Consider the following 16652-nt stretch of genomic DNA (forward strand, 5'->3'; position numbering starts at 1 on the left):
CAAACTCTGACATGTCATTGAATTGTCCCGCCGCATGATGTCGCGACAGCTGCCAGATCTGAGAGGTAGCACTGCTGGGGTTGAACGTGCAACCTTTTGGCGGGATGCATCGAGTGAGGGTTGCCTAAGCTCGGTCGGCCTCCTATTACTGGATACGCTCCTTGTACTCGTGACCAGCCTGCCGAATGCCTTCCAGGGCCCCGGCGGTGTGCGTCAGCCCTTGGACCGAATAAGGAGTGCGTCCGTGACCGCGCCGGATTTCCGCTATTCAGATCTGCTGCCGATCGGCGCCGACGACACCCCCTACCGGTTGATCACCACCGACGGCGTCAGCACCTTCGAACACAACGGCCGCACCTTCCTGCAGGTCGAACCCGAGGCGTTGCGCCTGCTCACCGCCGAGGCGATGCACGACATCAGCCATTACCTGCGGCCCGCACATCTTTCGCAGCTGCGCCGGATCATCGATGATCCCGAGGCCAGCGGTAACGATCGCTTCGTCGCGCTGGACCTGCTCAAGAATGTCAATATTTCCGCGGGCGGCATCCTGCCGATGTGTCAGGACACCGGCACCGCCATCGTGATGGGCAAGAAGTCCGAGGGTGTGCTCACCGGCGTGGACGATGCCGAATGGATCAGCCGCGGCGTATTCGACGCCTACACCAAGTTGAATCTGCGCTACTCGCAACTCGCGCCCATCACCATGTGGGAGGAGAAGAACACCGGCACCAATCTGCCCGCGCAGATCGAGTTGTACTCCACGGCGGGCGATCCCGCGCATCCGTCCTACAAGTTCCTGTTCATGGCCAAGGGCGGTGGTTCGGCGAACAAGTCGTTCCTGTACCAGGAGACCAAGGCCGTGCTGAATCCCACGCGCATGCTGGAGTTCCTGGACGAGAAGATCCGCTCGCTCGGCACCGCCGCCTGCCCGCCGTACCACCTCGCGGTGGTAATCGGTGGCACCAGTGCGGAATTCGCGTTGAAAACGGCCAAATACGCTTCCGCGCACTACCTGGACACCCTGCCAACCGAGGGTTCCCTCGCGGCACACGCTTTCCGTGATCTGGAGCTGGAGGAAGAGGTCTTCAAGCTCACCCAGTCCTTCGGTATCGGCGCGCAATTCGGTGGTAAGTACTTCTGCCACGACGTGCGCGTGGTGCGCCTGCCCCGGCACGGCGCCAGCTGCCCGGTCGCCATCGCGGTGTCCTGCTCGGCCGACCGGCAGGCGCTGGCCAAGATCACACCGGAGGGTGTGTTCCTGGAACAGCTCGAGCGCGAGCCCGCGCACTACCTGCCCGAGCAGACCGACTCCATCCTCGGCGGCGATGTGGTCGCGGTCGACCTGAACCGGCCGATGTCGGAGATTCGCGCCGAACTGTCGAAATACCCCGTGAAGACCCGGCTTTCGCTGACCGGTCCGCTGGTCGTCGCCCGCGACATCGCACACGCGAAGATCAAGGAGCGCCTCGACGCGGGCGAGCCGATGCCGGAATATCTGCGCGAGATGGCCGTGTACTACGCCGGCCCGGCGAAGACGCCCGAGGGCTACGCCTCTGGTTCGTTCGGCCCGACCACCGCGGGCCGGATGGACTCCTACGTCGATCAGTTCCAGGCTGCGGGCGGGTCGTTCGTCATGCTGGCCAAGGGCAATCGCTCGGCCCAGGTGACCAAGGCGTGCAAGGAACACGGCGGTTTCTACCTCGGTTCCATCGGCGGTCCCGCGGCGCGACTGGCACTGGATTGCATCAAATCCGTCGAGGTACTGGAGTATCCGGAGCTGGGCATGGAGGCGGTCTGGAAGATCGAGGTCGAAGATTTTCCGGCATTCATCGTGGTGGACGACAAGGGCAACGACTTCTTCGCGGAAACGCAGAAGCCGATTGCGTTGCGGGTGCGCACCCGCTCGAAGGAACGCGTCTGAACGGGGGCCGCTGGCGACTGCTTGCAGGTCGCTCGAAACAGGTCGGCCATCAGGGCGCATGTCCGGACACCGGATTGTCACCCCGTTCGCCGGGGTAACAATCCCGCCGAGCGATGCACTCTTGATCAGGGGTACATCGCTGCACCGGTGTCGATGGAGGTCGAGGAGGGCAATGAGTACGTCGTTTCGTATCTCGGAATCCGCCAGCCGTCGGTTGGCCGAACGCGCCGCTCGTGAGGGAACCAGCTCCACCACACTACTCAACCGCCTGATCCGAGAGGGTTTCGATCAACTCGACCATCCCGGAATCGTTTTCCGCGGCCCCATCTCCGACCGCCGCGCGGCATTGGCCGCGGGACCGGAGGTGTGGGAAGTCGTTGCGCGCCTACAGGAGCTGGACGGTCCGGAGGAACGCCGTATCGCTGTCCTGAGCCAGCAATCGGATCTGCACTCCCGAAGAATCAAGATCGCCATCGCCTACGCGCGGGCGCACGGCCCGGAGATCATCGAGCGCATCGACCGCAATCGTGAAGCGGCCGAAGCGATCCGCGGTTCGGACTCTCTGCGCCCTTGAATCATAGCCTTTCGACATTATAGCGGGTGGCTATCGCATTTGATTGGTGTGCGGTAGCTGCCCGTTCTGCATCTGTGGGGCGCTCGTGTCGCAGCGGAAAGGCTTGCGATGCAATAGGGTCGCGTCGCATGTGGGCGATCGTGGGGCGCTGGGTTGCCGATCGGGACGGCGGTTTCGGGGTCGTGACGACCGAGTCGTGCGAGGAGTTCGTGGTGCGCGATGCGGTGATCGAGTCCTATGCGCCACTGCATACCGGGGATCGCGTGTGGGTCGAATTCGTCGACGGTGGGGATTCCGGCGAGGTCGTGAAACTCGTGAAGGCGCGGTAGTTTCCGGTTTCTCGGGGGTTGCTGGGGATTGTTGATCGTGATCCACAACACTGGAATAGATTGTGGACAGACGGATTTCCGCTGCGACAAATCGGGCGTGGCACAGGATGTTTCGGACATTGGTGATTTTTTGTGCTGTGAATATGTGGAAAGCTATGTGAATGACGTCCGTTCGGACAGCACCGTGTCCTCGCGTTCGCCGGTGTGTTGCCAGCGGTGATCGACGGTGCGGTGTGAGCGGTAGGCGCGCCCAGAGGCGATCACCGAAGTGGCCGAAGAGCATACCGCCGATCGGTCGTGCGCCGAAGCCGGCCGCGAAAGTGCTGAACGACGTCAGCGTTCCGGCGGCGGGCGCGCATCTGTTCGGGCCGTGCCGCGACCGAGCACGAATCGGCCGGGTGTGTGGCTCAGCCGACCGGTGCCGGGCTGCCCGGCATATTGTCCAGCGCCAGCCCGCCTTCGATCGAGTTCGGGACGCGGCGGCGGTTGGGGGAGCCGAGCGCGGTGGTGAGATCGGTCCCATCGTGTTCGGCGAGCAGATCGCCGCTGTCCCACACCAGCAGCGTTGCGCTGACGGTGCTCTCGGCGGCCGAATGCGCGAGATCGTAATGCGCGCAGCCGGGGACATGCGGGTAGGTGATCCACAGGTCGTAGCCGGTCATGAACAGGTCGAGGTCGAATTGCACACTCAGGCCGAGCAATTCGCTGCGGCCGTTGTCGTCGACACCGGCGAACGCCTCGTCCAGCGCGAGCAGTCGCGGCGCCTGTGGATCGGCCGAGTCGAGCATGACGTGCGCGGCGGCGAACAGCGGCAGATGCAGCGAGACCGACTGCTCACCGCCGGAGAGCGCACTGTGCCTGGCCACCGTCAGCTTGTCCTCGCTGCCGTCGGCGGAGATGAGAGTGAAGGAGAACACCCGCCAGGTCCGGTAGTCCAGTGTCGCACCCAGGATTTCGGGGTAGGAACGCTCCGGATGCGCGGCACGCGCGGCCCGGATCTCGGCGGCGAAGTGCGCGCGGATGGCCGCCAGATCATCGGCGACGAGCGAGGAGGCGTCGCGATCCAACAGCTTGCACATGGCCCGGGCCGCATCCGAGAGTGAATCGGACAGCACCCAGTGCACGCCGATGGTATTGCCCGAGGACATGCGGCGCTGCTTCATTTCCGCACCCATGCGGGCGATGAGATCGCGTGCATCTCTGGTGCGCTCATGGATCTGCTGCGCCAGGCCGGTGAGCAGTGCGTCCTCGAGGATCCGGCGTTCGGCGTCGGTGAGCAGCAATTCCTGGTCGCGGCGGGCGGCGTCGATGCGGGTGGCGAAATCCGCGAGGGCCGACAGCCCGTTGTCATCCTGTACCTGAACGACTGTCAGGCCGTCCGCGGCATCCCATTGCAGCCGGTAGTCGCGGCCGGAAGCGGCCAGCGCGGCATCGAATTCCTGGAGTGCGGAGGTCACCGCACTGCGCGTGGATTTGCGGGCCGCCTCACCCGCCCGCACGGACGACGTTGCGGCGGTCAAATTGACGAAGAGTTCGGCTACCTCATCCGGCAGCACCTGGGGTTCGACCTGCGGCCCTGCCGCCGAAATGCGGTAGAGCAGTTGTTCGGGCGTCGACCAGGCGGCATCGCTGCTCGGCCAGCGGCTGTCGGCAGGTGCGCCGAGCAGGGTGAGCAGATCCGGCTGGGCGTAGGGCGCAAGGGCTTTCACATCGGCGAGGACCTCGGTGAGCGCGGTACCGAGCGACTCGTGCGCGGTGCGGTAGGCCGCCTCCGCGTCACCGACCGCCTCGATCGCCTCATTTGCCGCCTTGCGTGCGGCCTTCTGCTCGGCCCGCGTCGCCTCGATCTTCGCGCGTGCCTGTTCGAGTTCGCGATCGATATCGGCGGCGCCCGCGCCGAGTGCCTCGCGCAGGGTTTCGAGTTTGCGCAGCTGCTCCTGGTAGCCCGCATCGGCGGCCTCGGCCTCTTCGGCGAAGGCCTCGGCCAGATCGCGGGCCTCGTCGAAGCGGTCCGAACCCTCGCGTTCGCGTTCGCGCTCCCGTTCGTGGTCGGCACGCAAGCGCAACAGGCCCGTTCCGGTGTTCTCGAAGTGCCGGATGGCGGCGGCGAGGGCATCGATCTCGCGGGCATCGCGCGGTGTGCGGTGCGCCTGGGCGACCGAGCGCAGCTTCTTCTCGACGGTCGACGCCTCAGCGACCGCTTGATCGAGGTCGTGTTCGGCCTGTGCGACGGCCTCGGAGCGCGAGCGCATCATGCCGGCGGCTTCCGAAACCGAGCGCAGGGCGGCGGTGACGGCCGAGGGACGCGGTAGTGCCTTGGCGGCGGCGGAGATTCGCGCCAATTCGGCGCTCGCTGCCGACTCGGCGACCTGTGCCTGCCGCCGTGTCTCCTCGGTGGACTCGATTGCGGCGGCCGACTCGGCGAGCCGGATTTCCCGGCGCTTCGCGCGGGCGGTCGCGCCGATGAATTCGGCATCGGGTTTGTGGTGGCGGCCAACCTGAATGCCCTGGCGGAAACCGCCGGTGGTGCTCACGCCGACTCCGGCGCCGAGGTCGGAGTCCTCGTCGTACAGGGCGATGGAGGCCAGGACGCCTGCGATGACCTGTTTCGGCACCGTGAGATCGGCCGAATCATCCTCCACGACAAGGACATCGGCCAGCGTGCGCCCGGACGGCCGCGCCGAGGTAGGCAATGGAACCAGGAACTGGTCGGAGGTGTACTCCGGCCGTTCGGATTCCGCGCAGACCCAACCGTCGAGCAGGTCCGCGGCGTGCAGAGCGGCCTCGATGCCCGCGGCCTGCGCTGGTGTCACGGAATCAGCGAAACGGACCAGTCGCCACAGGGGCGCACCCGGACGGCCTTGCGCATTCCGCGCGCGAGCGGCCGAAACCGGCGGGGCCTCGTCACGCTGGGCCGCGACCTCCTCGCGTTCGGCATCGAGTTCGACCAGCCGGTCACCGGCCAGCGCGGCGGTGGCGCGTGCTTCCTGACGGCGGGCGCGGATGTCGTCGAGCAGCGGTTCGGCGCGTTCGGCCAAAACCTCGGCCACACCGGCCGCCTCATCGGAGCCGGCAGCGGCCAGTGCGGTGTCGAGCGCTTCGAACAGGCCTTTCTGAATGGGGGAGTACACCTCTCGATGCGCATCCCACCAGGCGCGCAGTGCACCGGCGGCTTCGGTGCGCGCCAGCACAACGGCCGCCTCGGCGGCCGAGACCTCGGCGGCGGCCGATTCGCGCAGCGCCCGAGCCCGTTCGGCCAGCTGTTCGGCCCGATTCCGTTCGGCCGTAGCGGAATCCATCAGACCGAGCGCGTTGCGCACCGCGCGCACGTCGGCGTCGCGTTCCTCGGCATGTCCACGAACCGCGGCGGTCAGCTGATCGCCACGGGCTTGGTCGGCCGATCCAGCCCAGGTAATGCCCGCCTCTTCGGCGGCAGCCCGCAATTCGTCCTCGCCGCGGGCGAGCGCGGCGGCCGCATTCTGTACCGCCGCCTTGGCGCGTTCGGCCTCCTGACCGCGCTGATCGAGGGTTTGCCTGGCCGCGAGCGCCTTATCCTTGTGCACACCCGCCGAGGTCTCCAGGCGGCGCACCGCGTCGGCGAGATCGTCGAGTTGCTGTTTGCCCTCGTAGGCGCTGGAGCGCTGCACAGTTTCCCGGTCGGAGAGTGCCTGTTCGTAGGCGCGGTCGGCATCGGCGGCGCGCGCCTCGGCGGCGGTGCGTTCGCCCTCGCGACGTTCGCGCAGTGCGGTGGCGGCGAACAGTGCGGTGCTGGCGTGGGTCACCGCATCGAGTCGGGTCCGTACCTGATCGACATCGGTCTTCGCCTGTACCGCAAGGTATTTACCGTACACATGGACGAACGACCTGGTGGCGGTGTCGGCGTGGACCAGCCCCTCCAGGGTGCGCCCGACCTCCTCCATATCGCTGAACGAACGCGCCGCGTCCAGGATCAGCTGCTCGTCGAGCGGGCGCAGACCATCGGTGAGTGCCTGCGAAAGTCCGCGCGGATCAAGGTTTTTCGCGAGCTGGGGACGGCGCAGCGTGAGGATGAGATTGATCAGTTGGTCATAGCGCTGGGTGCCGAGACCGAACATGCGTGCGTCGATCGCATTGCGATACTCGACCGGTCGATCGACAATGGCGTCGGTCCCGATCTGCTCGGCCAACTGCTTGCGGGTCAGCGGCCGATCGTCGGGCCCGATGAGCGAAAAGTCGACGCCGGCACGGCCGTCGGCGACAAAGTACCAGCGGGTCACCTTGTCGGAGGACCGGGTGGCGCGCATACCGATGCCGATGGTGACGACCTCGGGGTCGTCCCATTTACCGCGCGCGAACTCCATCCACACATACGAATACGCGGATTCCTGCTTGCGGTACAACAGGTTCGACTTCATGGTGCGTTCTTCACCGGCGAACGGATTGAGCCTGCGTGGTTCGATCCGGCCGTCGAGCACGAATGGGAACAGCACCTCGAGCGCCTTGGTCTTACCGGAACCGTTGGGTCCTCGCAATACCAGCCTGCCGTCGGCGAAGCAGTATTCCTGGTCGCGGTAATCCCACAGATTGATGATGCCGGCGCGGGTCGGGACGAACCGCACTCCGCCATGGATGAGCGACATGGTTTAAATCCCTTCCGTACCAACGCTGTCGGCCCTGAGCGTGTCCGAGGCGGTGACGAACAATTCGGCGGCCCGCCTGGTGCGGACAGTGACGACCGCACCGCGGTAGCGAGCCAGTGCGGGCAGAATTATCAGACCGTCTTCGACCACCTGGACCAGCCGCAGTCGCTCCAGCAGGGCGGTGACCTCTCTGGCCAGCCCGGGCACATCCGCCTGCCACTGCGCGGCGAAGGTGACACCGTAGCGGTCGGTCAGCGCCTGCACGGTCTCGCCGACCCAGCTCGCTTCGACGAACGGGTACCTCGCGCGCACATACGCCATCGCCTCCGCATCGGGATCCGAAACCTCTTCCACCACTTCGGGATCGGTCGATGGGAGATCGGCGAGCGGTACGAATACGGTGGACTCGGGGATGGCGCCGTCGAGCTGCTCGGCAAGGGCGACGGCGGGATCGGGTGCGCCGGGACGCACCGGTACCGGATTGTCGATGTCCAGGACACGGTCGGCGATCTCACCGACCAGCAGCAGCGCCACCTGCGCCAATGTGCCGGTGCCCGGAAAACGGACATCGGAGAGACGCCCGGAAACATCGATCAATGCGACGCCCTCCGCGCGGCGTTCGGCCCGCAGCCCCGTGAACTGTTCGACATCGGCGACCACCCGATCCTGCAGCAACAGCGGTCGTTCGTCGTATGCCAGATCCTCGGCGTACACCACCGGACGCTCCACGAGACTGCGCCGCACCCGCCGCGCCGCATCGGCGGCCTGCGCATTCGCGGCCGGACCGTGCGCGAGCGCAGCCTCGGTCAACAGACCACGGACACTGTGCAGATGCTGCAGCGCGCGCGGCGGTCGGAACAGCGCGAAAACCACCGGCCGGTCGATGTCGTATAGCGCCTCACCCGCCTCCGGATCAGCGGCCCAGCCACCCGCATCACCATCGGCCAGAGTCAGCGCACCCCGATGCGCGAGCCAGCCGACGGCATCGACGAAGGCATCGCGATCGGCGGCGCGGTCGGGTGACAGTTCGAGGCCGTCGACCCGGCCGGTAAAGGCGGCGACCTGATCGGCCAACTCCGACAATGTGATCTGATCGCCGGCGCGGCCGAGGGCTGCCAGCGCCAAGGCCAGATAGGCGTAGCGACGACGGTCGAAGACGCGCTCGGTGACGGAGCGGGCCGGTTTGCCCGAATCGAGTCGATCGATGACCGGGAAGACTCGGGCCGTCGTTTCGGTGACCTCGAGCCGGTAGCCGAACAATTCGGCCAGATCCTCGCGCAGTTCGGTGGCCCAGCGCCGGATCAGCGGCAGTGCGATCCGGTCCGGATAGGTCCGGGTGACCAGGTGGTTGGCCAGGATTACGCGGGCGGCACGCTGATAGTTGTCGAGTGCGAGCGAATCGATGCGGCGGGCGTTGATCATGCGCGCCGCCCGCGGGTCGACTGCTTCACCTCGAGGCGGCGGTTGTTCAAATGCAGTAGCCCGCGTGCGGTGCGGATCACCGTCGAACCCGGATGTTCGGAGACGGTCAGGGTGACACCGCTATCCATGCCGGTGGTGCCCTCGACGCGGCCGCTCACCGGAACCCAGGCGGTGGACGCGGCGTCGAGCAGGCGCAGCAGCACCTCGGTCTCCCGTTCGTCAAGGACGCGCTCGTGCACCGAGGCGGCAGCCAGGGATTCGGCGGCCTCGGCGCGGGCGCGCTGCGCGTCGAGCTGTGCCTCGCGGAGTCGGCGAATTCCCGCATCATTGCGTTGAATTCGGGCGGGGGCTCCGGCCTGCGGCGGCCTGCCCGTTTCGGCGAGGGTGCGCGAGATCTCCAATGGCGGTGCCTCCCACCAGGAGCGGATTGCCGGAATCAGGTCCGCATCCGGATGTTCCAGCGAAATGTGGCGTGGCCTGCCGAGACCGAAGACGGCATCGAAAAGTGCATGCGCGCTGTCGGCGGTCGGTGCGGCGGTGAACCAGCCCGCGAGGTGCCGCAGCGCCGATTCGCGACTCACCCCGCCCTTACGTGAATCGGTGACCCGCCGCAGCAGCGACAGCACGGCGGCAATGGCGCTCATGGTCGCCTCCCGCAGCCGATCCGCCTCGGTGGCCGACGATTCGCCGGGAACATCGGAGGCCGTCGCGACGAACCAGGTCCGCAGCCCCTGCCAGCGCGCCCGCCAATCCGCTTGTCGCTCGGCCGAACTCAGCAGCAACCGTTCGTCACAGCGCGCCGCCCGCTCGATGAGTTCCGCGACGCCGGTCTGCTCGATCTCACCGATTGCCGCGGCCAGGCGCGGCGCGAAACGCGCCAGATCCATGCTGAATTCGCGCATGTGCGCGAGCAGCGCGTCCTTGTGCGCCAGGAACGACTCCGGGGTGATCTCGGTGGTGCGGACCATATCGCCGAGCGAGAGGTAGAAGTGCGCGGCCCGCGCCGCCATATCCGAGAGTGCGGCATCCAGGCGGCGCAGCGTCCGGTACACCCGCTCCGCATCACCTGCCTTGTTCGCCTCGGCGAGGGTATTGAGATCCGCGAGCAGTTCGGGCAGCACCAGTCGCGACAGCGCCGCCTCGTCCAGCCGCGCCTCGAGCACACCCGCGACCGCCCGATATGCCTTGAATCCGGCCTGTGTCAGCTGATAGACGTAGTGCCGATTCCGATATTCCGCGAGCGTCGCGGCGCGCGTGCCGTCATAGCTGCGCTCGACCACACCCCACTGGTGCAGCTGATCCAACAGCGGCCCGATCTCCGCGCCGGTCAGCTGCGGGGCATCGGCCGAACTGCGCTCGATCCAGGTCGCGACATCGTCGGCGTGCAGCAACACCACATACGCCGCGCGCGCATTGTCGAACGCCCGCAGCACCCACAGATACTCCGCGCGCTTCTCGGCCGTGGCGAATGAGAACAGCCGCAACCGCTCATCCCATAGCGCGGGCGCGGCATACGGCAGGCCGTCAACGGAGTCGGTCACCGGGAACAGGGTAGTAGCGGGTCGGTCGCGGGTGTCGAGACCGACCCCCATTCGGCGTGGCCGCGTCCGGTTTGCCCCTGTTCGCCATGACTCACAGGTCGAATCGGGCCCGCAGCCCGATCTTTACCTGCTCGAGCACCTCCGAGGTCAGATCGCCGATCTGCTCGGTGAGACTGTCCTTCGGCACGATGGCGATGTCGTAGAGCGCGATCACGTGCGAACTCTCCGGCATTGCGACGGTGAGCAATTGATGGCGTGACGGAACTTCGCGAGCCTCACGCACCGGCGCGGCGACCAACATCGGCCGCTGCCGAATCACCACATCGGAATCCACGATCACCACCGTCGCGCGACGCCCGGAGATCCGGCTGACGAGATTCCAAATCTGGCCTTGGTGCGTGGGTTCAGCTGGCACGGCCGAACAATACTTGTTCGGCGCTCTGCTCGGCGTCCTTGACCCATTCGGTCCCGGTGCTGTCCGGCAGTGCCCTGAGTTCATCCTCGAGCAACTGCCTGCGCACGGCCTTGGCGATGTAGTCGCTCAGCTTATCGTCGGATGCCGCACGGAGACGGGCCGCGAGATCGTCGTCCATCGAGATATTCAGGCGCACCGTCATACAGCAGACTTTACAGCGGACAGCGCACCTAGTGCTACAGAGAGGGCCACTACCTGGGGAATTACGCCGGCGGCAGGAGGCGCCGGAGGAATGTCTTCCCCTGTTCGAGCAGGGCATCGATGCGGGTCGACCCCAGCGGGTTCGCGTCGACGATGTCGACCACGCGCCCCAAGTTGGCCAAGGCGAATTCCATATCGCGGAGGGCGCGGGGGCTGGCCGGATCGGTTTCGAGGATGTCCCGGGCGATCGCGAGGGCCTCGCGGTAGACCTCGACGGCGGTGTCGTAATCGTGTTCGCGTTCGGCGGCATCCCCGATCGCCCACAGGATCAGACCGACATCGCGGCGCAGTTGCAGATTCTCGGGGTCGGCGGTGGCCAAGCGGCGGGCGATGGTGAGTGCCTCGGTGTTGTGGCGAAAGGCGAGAGTGAAGGCGCCGGTCGCGGCGGCGACCCTGGCGAGTTGATGGTGCGAGATGCTCAGGTCGCGCTGCTTTTCGGTATTGGTGGGGTCGGCGGTCGCGAGTTGTTTTGCGAGGGTGAGGGATTGGGTGTAGTGGTGGTCGGCGGCCAGATAATCGCCGGTGCGGACGGCCAAGTCGCCGAGTTTGTCATGGGAGATGCTGAGGTCGCGCTGATTTCGGGCATTGCCAGGGTCGGCGTCGGCGAAGCCGCGGTGGATGGCGAGGGCTTGGGTGTAGTGGGTCGAGGCCGTGGTGAGTTCGCCGAGTCGCAGTGCCACATCGCCGGATCGGTTGAGTGCGATGGCGAGATCGCGGTGGTATTCGGCATTGCCGGGATCCTTCTCGGCGAGTTCGCGGTGGATGGCCAGAGATTCGGTGAAGAAGGTGAACGCATCCTCGGGAGTTTCGTACAGCAATGAGGTGTCGCCGATCTGCTGCATGGCAATGGCGACATCGCGGGTGATCTCGGTATCGCCCGGATCGGCCAGCGAGAGTTCGGCACTGATGCGCAGCTTTTCGAAGTAATGCCTGCTCGCGGTCTCGCCGTGCCCCGCGCGCATGGCGAGGTCACCGAGTTTGCCGTGCGCGATGGCCAGGCCGCGGCGGGACTCGACGGCGTCGGGGCCGGATTCGATGAGACCGCCGTGCAGCGTGAGCGATTCGGTGTAGAGGTAATGTGCGCCGTCGAGATCGGCGGTCAGCACCGCCAGGTCGCCGAGTCGGGTGCAGGCATTGGCGAGGTCGCGGTGCAGGTCCGCGCGGGTGGGGTCGTTGTCGGCGAGGGAGCGTCGAATGGCCAGTGCCTCGGTGTGGTGGGCGAGGGCGGCCGTGAGATCACCGGTGCGCACGGCGATATCGCCGAGGCTCTCCAGCGCGCGGCTGAGCACCTGTTGCATATCGACATTGTGCGGGTGGGTATTCGTGAGATGCCGTGCGGTGCGCAGGGATCGGCTGTAGTGCTCGCGCGCCGTGCCGAGATTTCCGGCCAGCATCGCGAGTTCACCGAGCGTGTCCAGCCCGATGACCAGCGCGCGTCGGGCATCGGCACTGCCCGAGGCCGATTGCACGCGGGCCCGCTGCACCTCGACCAGCGCACGCTGGCGATCGGTTGCGGCACCGAGGTTCCCGGTCCGGCGCAGCGCGCGCACTTCGCGCGCACCGAGCTCGAGATAGCCGGGAGTTTCGGTCGGCATTGTGGGCATGATCTCGCCGAGCAGGGCGGCGACCTGCAATTGGTCCAACTCGCGGCAGAAGGGGATGGCGAGTTCGGTGAGTTCCGCGTACCGACCCGCGGCCAGGAGATGTCCGCACGCCTCGCTGTAGTCGTCGAAGTCCCGGAAACCAGCCGAGATTCGGGCCATCCGCATCGCGTGGGCGCGGTTGTGGCGGAGTATACGATCAGTGCCCTGGTGGGCATCGAGGGCTTGGGCGACCCACGGGTGCACGAGATATCGGTCGTCATCGGTGGTCAACAGCGTCAGCCTGAGCAACGTATCGATGGCCGCCATCACTTCGCGGCGCTGGTCTCGCGTCGCGTCGGCACCGAAGCGGGTATGGGAGATATCCAGATCGCGCAGCGGCGTCCGCGAGAGCGAAATCTGTAGCAGCAGTTCGCGCTCGGATGCATCGAGCAGGTCGAGCAGCGCGTCGACGAGGATGTCGCGGGTGCCGAGCACCACCGCGGTATCGAGGCTCTCGGACAGCGTCCGGTCCTGGCCGAGATCGACGGCGTGTTCGTCGGCCAACCGGCGCAGCCGTTCACCGACCGGTCGCAATGTGCCGTCGCCCCCACGCAATAGCGCGTCGACGAATTCGATCAGCTGCGGGTGTCCACCGATCGTCCGCGCGACCAGCCGCTGCTCGTCCACGCGTAAACCGCTGATCTGGGGCAGCCGCAGGAACATTCGCTTCAACTCCGCGGGGCTCAGCGGAGTCAGGCCGACCTCGGTGAGACCGCCGGGAACGGGATAGCGACAGGTGACCAGTAATCGGCCTGTGCCGGCAACCCGGCACAACTGCGAAAACTGTTCGGCGAAACCGGGATCGAGGAATTCGGCACCGCCCGGTCGGGTCAGATTCTGTTCGAAATCATCGAACAGCAACAACACCCGGCTCCCCGCCAACAGCCGCTGGACATGCTTCAGCGCCTGCTCCCCGCGGTCGCGGGCGAGCGCGTCCGACACCGTGCGCAATGCCGGGTCGTCCTCGATCGCCGTGCGGACCGCGTCGCACAATGCGGACGGATTCCATTGCCCCACATGTTCGGCTATGTGCCAGCCGCGCTCGCGCATACGCGCGGCCACCCGACCGGCCACCGCCGTCTTCCCGAGCCCGCCCATGCCGGTGATCACCACCCCCGGTCGCCCACGCGACGAGTCGAGCATCCGGACGATATCGCGCACCGGCCCACGACGACCGATCAGATATCCGACCGGCAACTCACGCACCGTCGCACCGCTCGGCGCTTGTGTCCGGCGTCCGAGCGGCCGCGGCGATGCCGTCGGATGCCAGAGCGGCCGGTCCGCGACGCCGGTGAGCAGCGTCGGCACGAACCATTCGGGCGGAACCGATGCGCCGTCGGCGAGCCGCTCCTGCTCGATGGCCCGGCGCGCCTGCCCCAATGCGAAGGCGACCGACCCGGCCGGATGCGCGGACAGCATGGCGTAGAACGATTTCGCCAACAGCGTGGCATACCGGTCCGACACCCGCGTCTGCATGACGAGCACCCGCTCGACACCCCCGCTGATCAGTGTGCGCGCCAACCCGGCAGGCCCACCGTCGACACTGCCGCAACTCGACAACACCACCAGCGGCAGCGCCCGCTCCGAAGCACGCAGCGCGGCAATGAGATCCGCGGCCTCGATGACATCCGGATCGCCGTCCTCATCCTCCAATTCCAGAATCGTCGCCGACCCGTGCGCACTCAGATGCAGTACATGGAACTCCTCGGCCCGCAGTGCGGCGGTGATCTGTTGCAGCGAAGCGACTTCCAGAATGCGCACGCCACCCCCATTCGCGGTCGGCACCTGTGCGACCGCGTCGAGGATCGCCTGCATCTCGGCTTCCACATCCAATGCCACATTGGCCGTGCGGGTCTCGGTCGGCGCGGCGACCGCGGCGAGGACTTTCAACGGCCCCGGTGCCGGCACAGGGGTAAGCTGCCCGTTTCCCGAATGCCTGCGGGAGATGGCTGCGGTCGGCCGCATGGCCAGCGGCATATCGTCGGCGAGTACCAGCATCTCGTAGGGGAGCAGCATCGTCTCGTCGTCGACATCGAAGACGACCTCGGTATCGGAGCCGTCGACGAGCCGCGTCAGCTGCCGGATCGCGTGTGGCTCGAATAGTGCGTCACGCAGGGCAGTGCCGATCTGAACGACCGCTCGACGCACCGTTTCCGGTTGGCCGCCCACCATATCCCACGCGCACGCCACCAGATCGGGCAGTGGCGCTACCCGTTCACCGATGGGCGCACCCGCCTCGAACACTGTGGTGCGTAGCGATTCGTTCGCATCGCGACGCACAATGACGCGAACCCGATTCATCGCCCATCCCTTACCGCCGGCGATGAGTCAAACGTACGCCGAAATGATCACTCGCAGGACAAGGTCCGCAACTGATCCAGATACACCCGGGTGCGCGGATCGCCTGGATAATGCTCGATGATTTCGCGCGCAGCCTCGCCCGCGATCCACATCAGCGATGGCAGCGACCGGCGCTTGCCCGCGAAGGCCCGCATGCCCTCGTCCAGTGCGAGCTCCAGATCGCGGTTGCGGACCGCGACCACCGCGAGGGTCAGATGTGCCTCCGACACCCGCATCGGATTGCGTATCGTGCCGTCGGCCCGGGTCGAGTGGCGGATGACCTCGCGCGCATAGGATTCCGCGAGCGGATCCTCACCCGCGACCCGACAGCAGTCCATGGCGTAGAAGTCGAACTTTTGCGGATCGACCACGAAATGGTTGTCCAGATTGGTCGGATGGTCGAGTCGCTCGAGAATAGCTCGCCCTCGGTTCAGCGATGCTTCCACCTCGCGCCGATCACCAAGGCGGGCCCAGGCCTTCGCACGTTGTGCGCATAACTGGACACCGACACCCAGTTTGCCGCTGGTTGTCAATGCTGGGTCGACTGCCTCGATCGCACCCCGATAGTTGCCCTGGGTCAGCGCGAACCAGGCCGCCATTTCCGCACTCCAGCCGGTGATCTCGGCATGCTCGGCTTCCTGGCCGAGCGAATAGGCCGCGCGGCGAGTGGCTTCCGCGGTGGTGCGCCGACCGAGATCGTAGTCCACGCAACCGACCAGTAGAGCAACCCAACCGGCCAGTACGAGGATTTCGCGATGCTGTGCCAGGGTCAGTCGTCCGTCCAGCAGCGAGGTAATGCGGCGCAACCAGGATGTGCCCTCGGTATGCAGATCGTGCGGATCGGCGAATGGATATTCGCAGCACAGCCGCTCCGCGGTGATGCGGATGGCATCGAGTGTGGCCGAGGAAACGTCGGACATCCTTAGCCTGCCGATGAATTCGAGGGTGTCCATCCCGGTTGCCGAGAGCAGTTCATCGTCGCGATTGGGACGATTCTTCGGGAAGAACGCGGCCGTCACCGTATCGAATGCGGCCGCGATGATAGGGGCGTAGAAATCGTCCGGACGCGACTCGCCCGACTCCCAGCGTCGCCAATTGCGTAGCAGGGTACTGTCCGTCGGCAGGTTGTGCGAAGACTTCGCGCGCATCACACGGACGGCGTCGGCTTGGGACCACCCCCGCGCATCACGTTCGGAGCGCATTCGGACAGCCCAGACGGGTCGATCGTCTCCAGCGGCCACGTCTGTAGTATCGCACCAGTTAACGCTCAATGGCCCGGATAGGGCATACAGATGTCACTGGGTTGACACCTGCAGTCGCAGTTTTGCGTCCTACATGATGGATATGGGCGCGGAAGATTTGCCACGCTTCAAATCTCAAGGACATCTGCTCTTGCAAGTGCGCAATGCCCCTCGGCGACGGGGGTGATCCACATAAGAGAACAGCGAGATCCCCAATCCAACGGAGGTTCGGGTGGAAGCGTTGATCTATGGATACTTGCGTGACGATCTGGCCGATGGCCACAGTGCAGAGCTCGAGGATGCGATGAGCAGCCTCGCTCGCGAGGAAGGACTCTGCTTCGCCGCG

Annotated in this window: 10 protein-coding genes; 3 read left to right on the top strand and 7 right to left on the bottom strand. The window is 66.2% G+C overall.

All coding sequences use genetic code 11. From position 1 onward, the window contains the following. Positions 1-244: 244 nt before the first annotated feature. The 3 genes from ACQPXH_RS14565 to ACQPXH_RS14575 all read left to right on the top strand — a co-directional run bounded on the left by ACQPXH_RS14565 (position 245) and on the right by ACQPXH_RS14575 (position 2824). Positions 245-1921, top strand: coding sequence for a fumarate hydratase (locus ACQPXH_RS14565; RefSeq protein WP_433602874.1), 1677 nt, complete (start codon positions 245-247; stop codon positions 1919-1921). A 172-nt stretch (positions 1922-2093) separates the two neighbouring features. Next, positions 2094-2495: a hypothetical protein gene (locus tag ACQPXH_RS14570; RefSeq protein WP_433602875.1), complete on the top strand. Its 402-nt coding sequence runs from the start codon at positions 2094-2096 to the stop codon at positions 2493-2495. A gap of 128 nt (positions 2496-2623) precedes the next feature. After that, positions 2624-2824, top strand: coding sequence for a hypothetical protein (locus tag ACQPXH_RS14575; RefSeq protein ID WP_433602876.1), 201 nt, complete (start codon positions 2624-2626; stop codon positions 2822-2824). Between the two features lie 407 nt (positions 2825-3231). Here ACQPXH_RS14575 and ACQPXH_RS14580 read toward each other — a convergent pair whose 3' ends face one another. The 7 genes from ACQPXH_RS14580 to ACQPXH_RS14610 all read right to left on the bottom strand — a co-directional run bounded on the left by ACQPXH_RS14580 (position 3232) and on the right by ACQPXH_RS14610 (position 16267). Continuing rightward, positions 3232-7443, bottom strand: a complete 4212-nt coding sequence (locus ACQPXH_RS14580) for a TIGR02680 family protein (RefSeq protein WP_433602877.1) — start codon at positions 7441-7443, stop codon at positions 3232-3234. Between the two features lie 3 nt (positions 7444-7446). Next, positions 7447-8862: a TIGR02678 family protein gene (locus ACQPXH_RS14585; protein ID WP_433603455.1), complete on the bottom strand. Its 1416-nt coding sequence runs from the start codon at positions 8860-8862 to the stop codon at positions 7447-7449. Further along, positions 8862-10349 carry a TIGR02677 family protein gene (locus tag ACQPXH_RS14590; RefSeq protein WP_433603456.1) on the bottom strand — a complete coding sequence of 496 codons (1488 nt, stop codon included), beginning with the start codon at positions 10347-10349 and terminating at the stop codon, positions 8862-8864. Before ACQPXH_RS14590 ends, ACQPXH_RS14585 begins: the two co-directional genes overlap by 1 nt. Before the next feature lie 148 nt (positions 10350-10497). After that, positions 10498-10821: a type II toxin-antitoxin system PemK/MazF family toxin gene (locus ACQPXH_RS14595; protein ID WP_433602878.1), complete on the bottom strand. Its 324-nt coding sequence runs from the start codon at positions 10819-10821 to the stop codon at positions 10498-10500. Next, positions 10811-11023: a hypothetical protein gene (locus tag ACQPXH_RS14600; protein WP_433602879.1), complete on the bottom strand. Its 213-nt coding sequence runs from the start codon at positions 11021-11023 to the stop codon at positions 10811-10813. The genes ACQPXH_RS14595 and ACQPXH_RS14600 overlap by 11 nt, the downstream gene beginning before the upstream one ends. A gap of 61 nt (positions 11024-11084) precedes the next feature. After that, entirely contained in the window at positions 11085-15026 is a 3942-nt protein-coding gene (locus ACQPXH_RS14605; RefSeq protein ID WP_433602880.1) for a CHAT domain-containing protein, read from the bottom strand. Between the two features lie 47 nt (positions 15027-15073). Then, on the bottom strand, positions 15074-16267 hold the full coding sequence (locus ACQPXH_RS14610) for an XRE family transcriptional regulator (RefSeq protein WP_433602881.1): 1194 nt from the start codon (positions 16265-16267) through the stop codon (positions 15074-15076). Positions 16268-16652: the final 385 nt, after the last annotated feature.

Origin of the sequence: Nocardia sp. CA-135953, assembly GCF_050955735.1 — a bacterium.
GTDB lineage: Bacteria > Actinomycetota > Actinomycetes > Mycobacteriales > Mycobacteriaceae > Nocardia.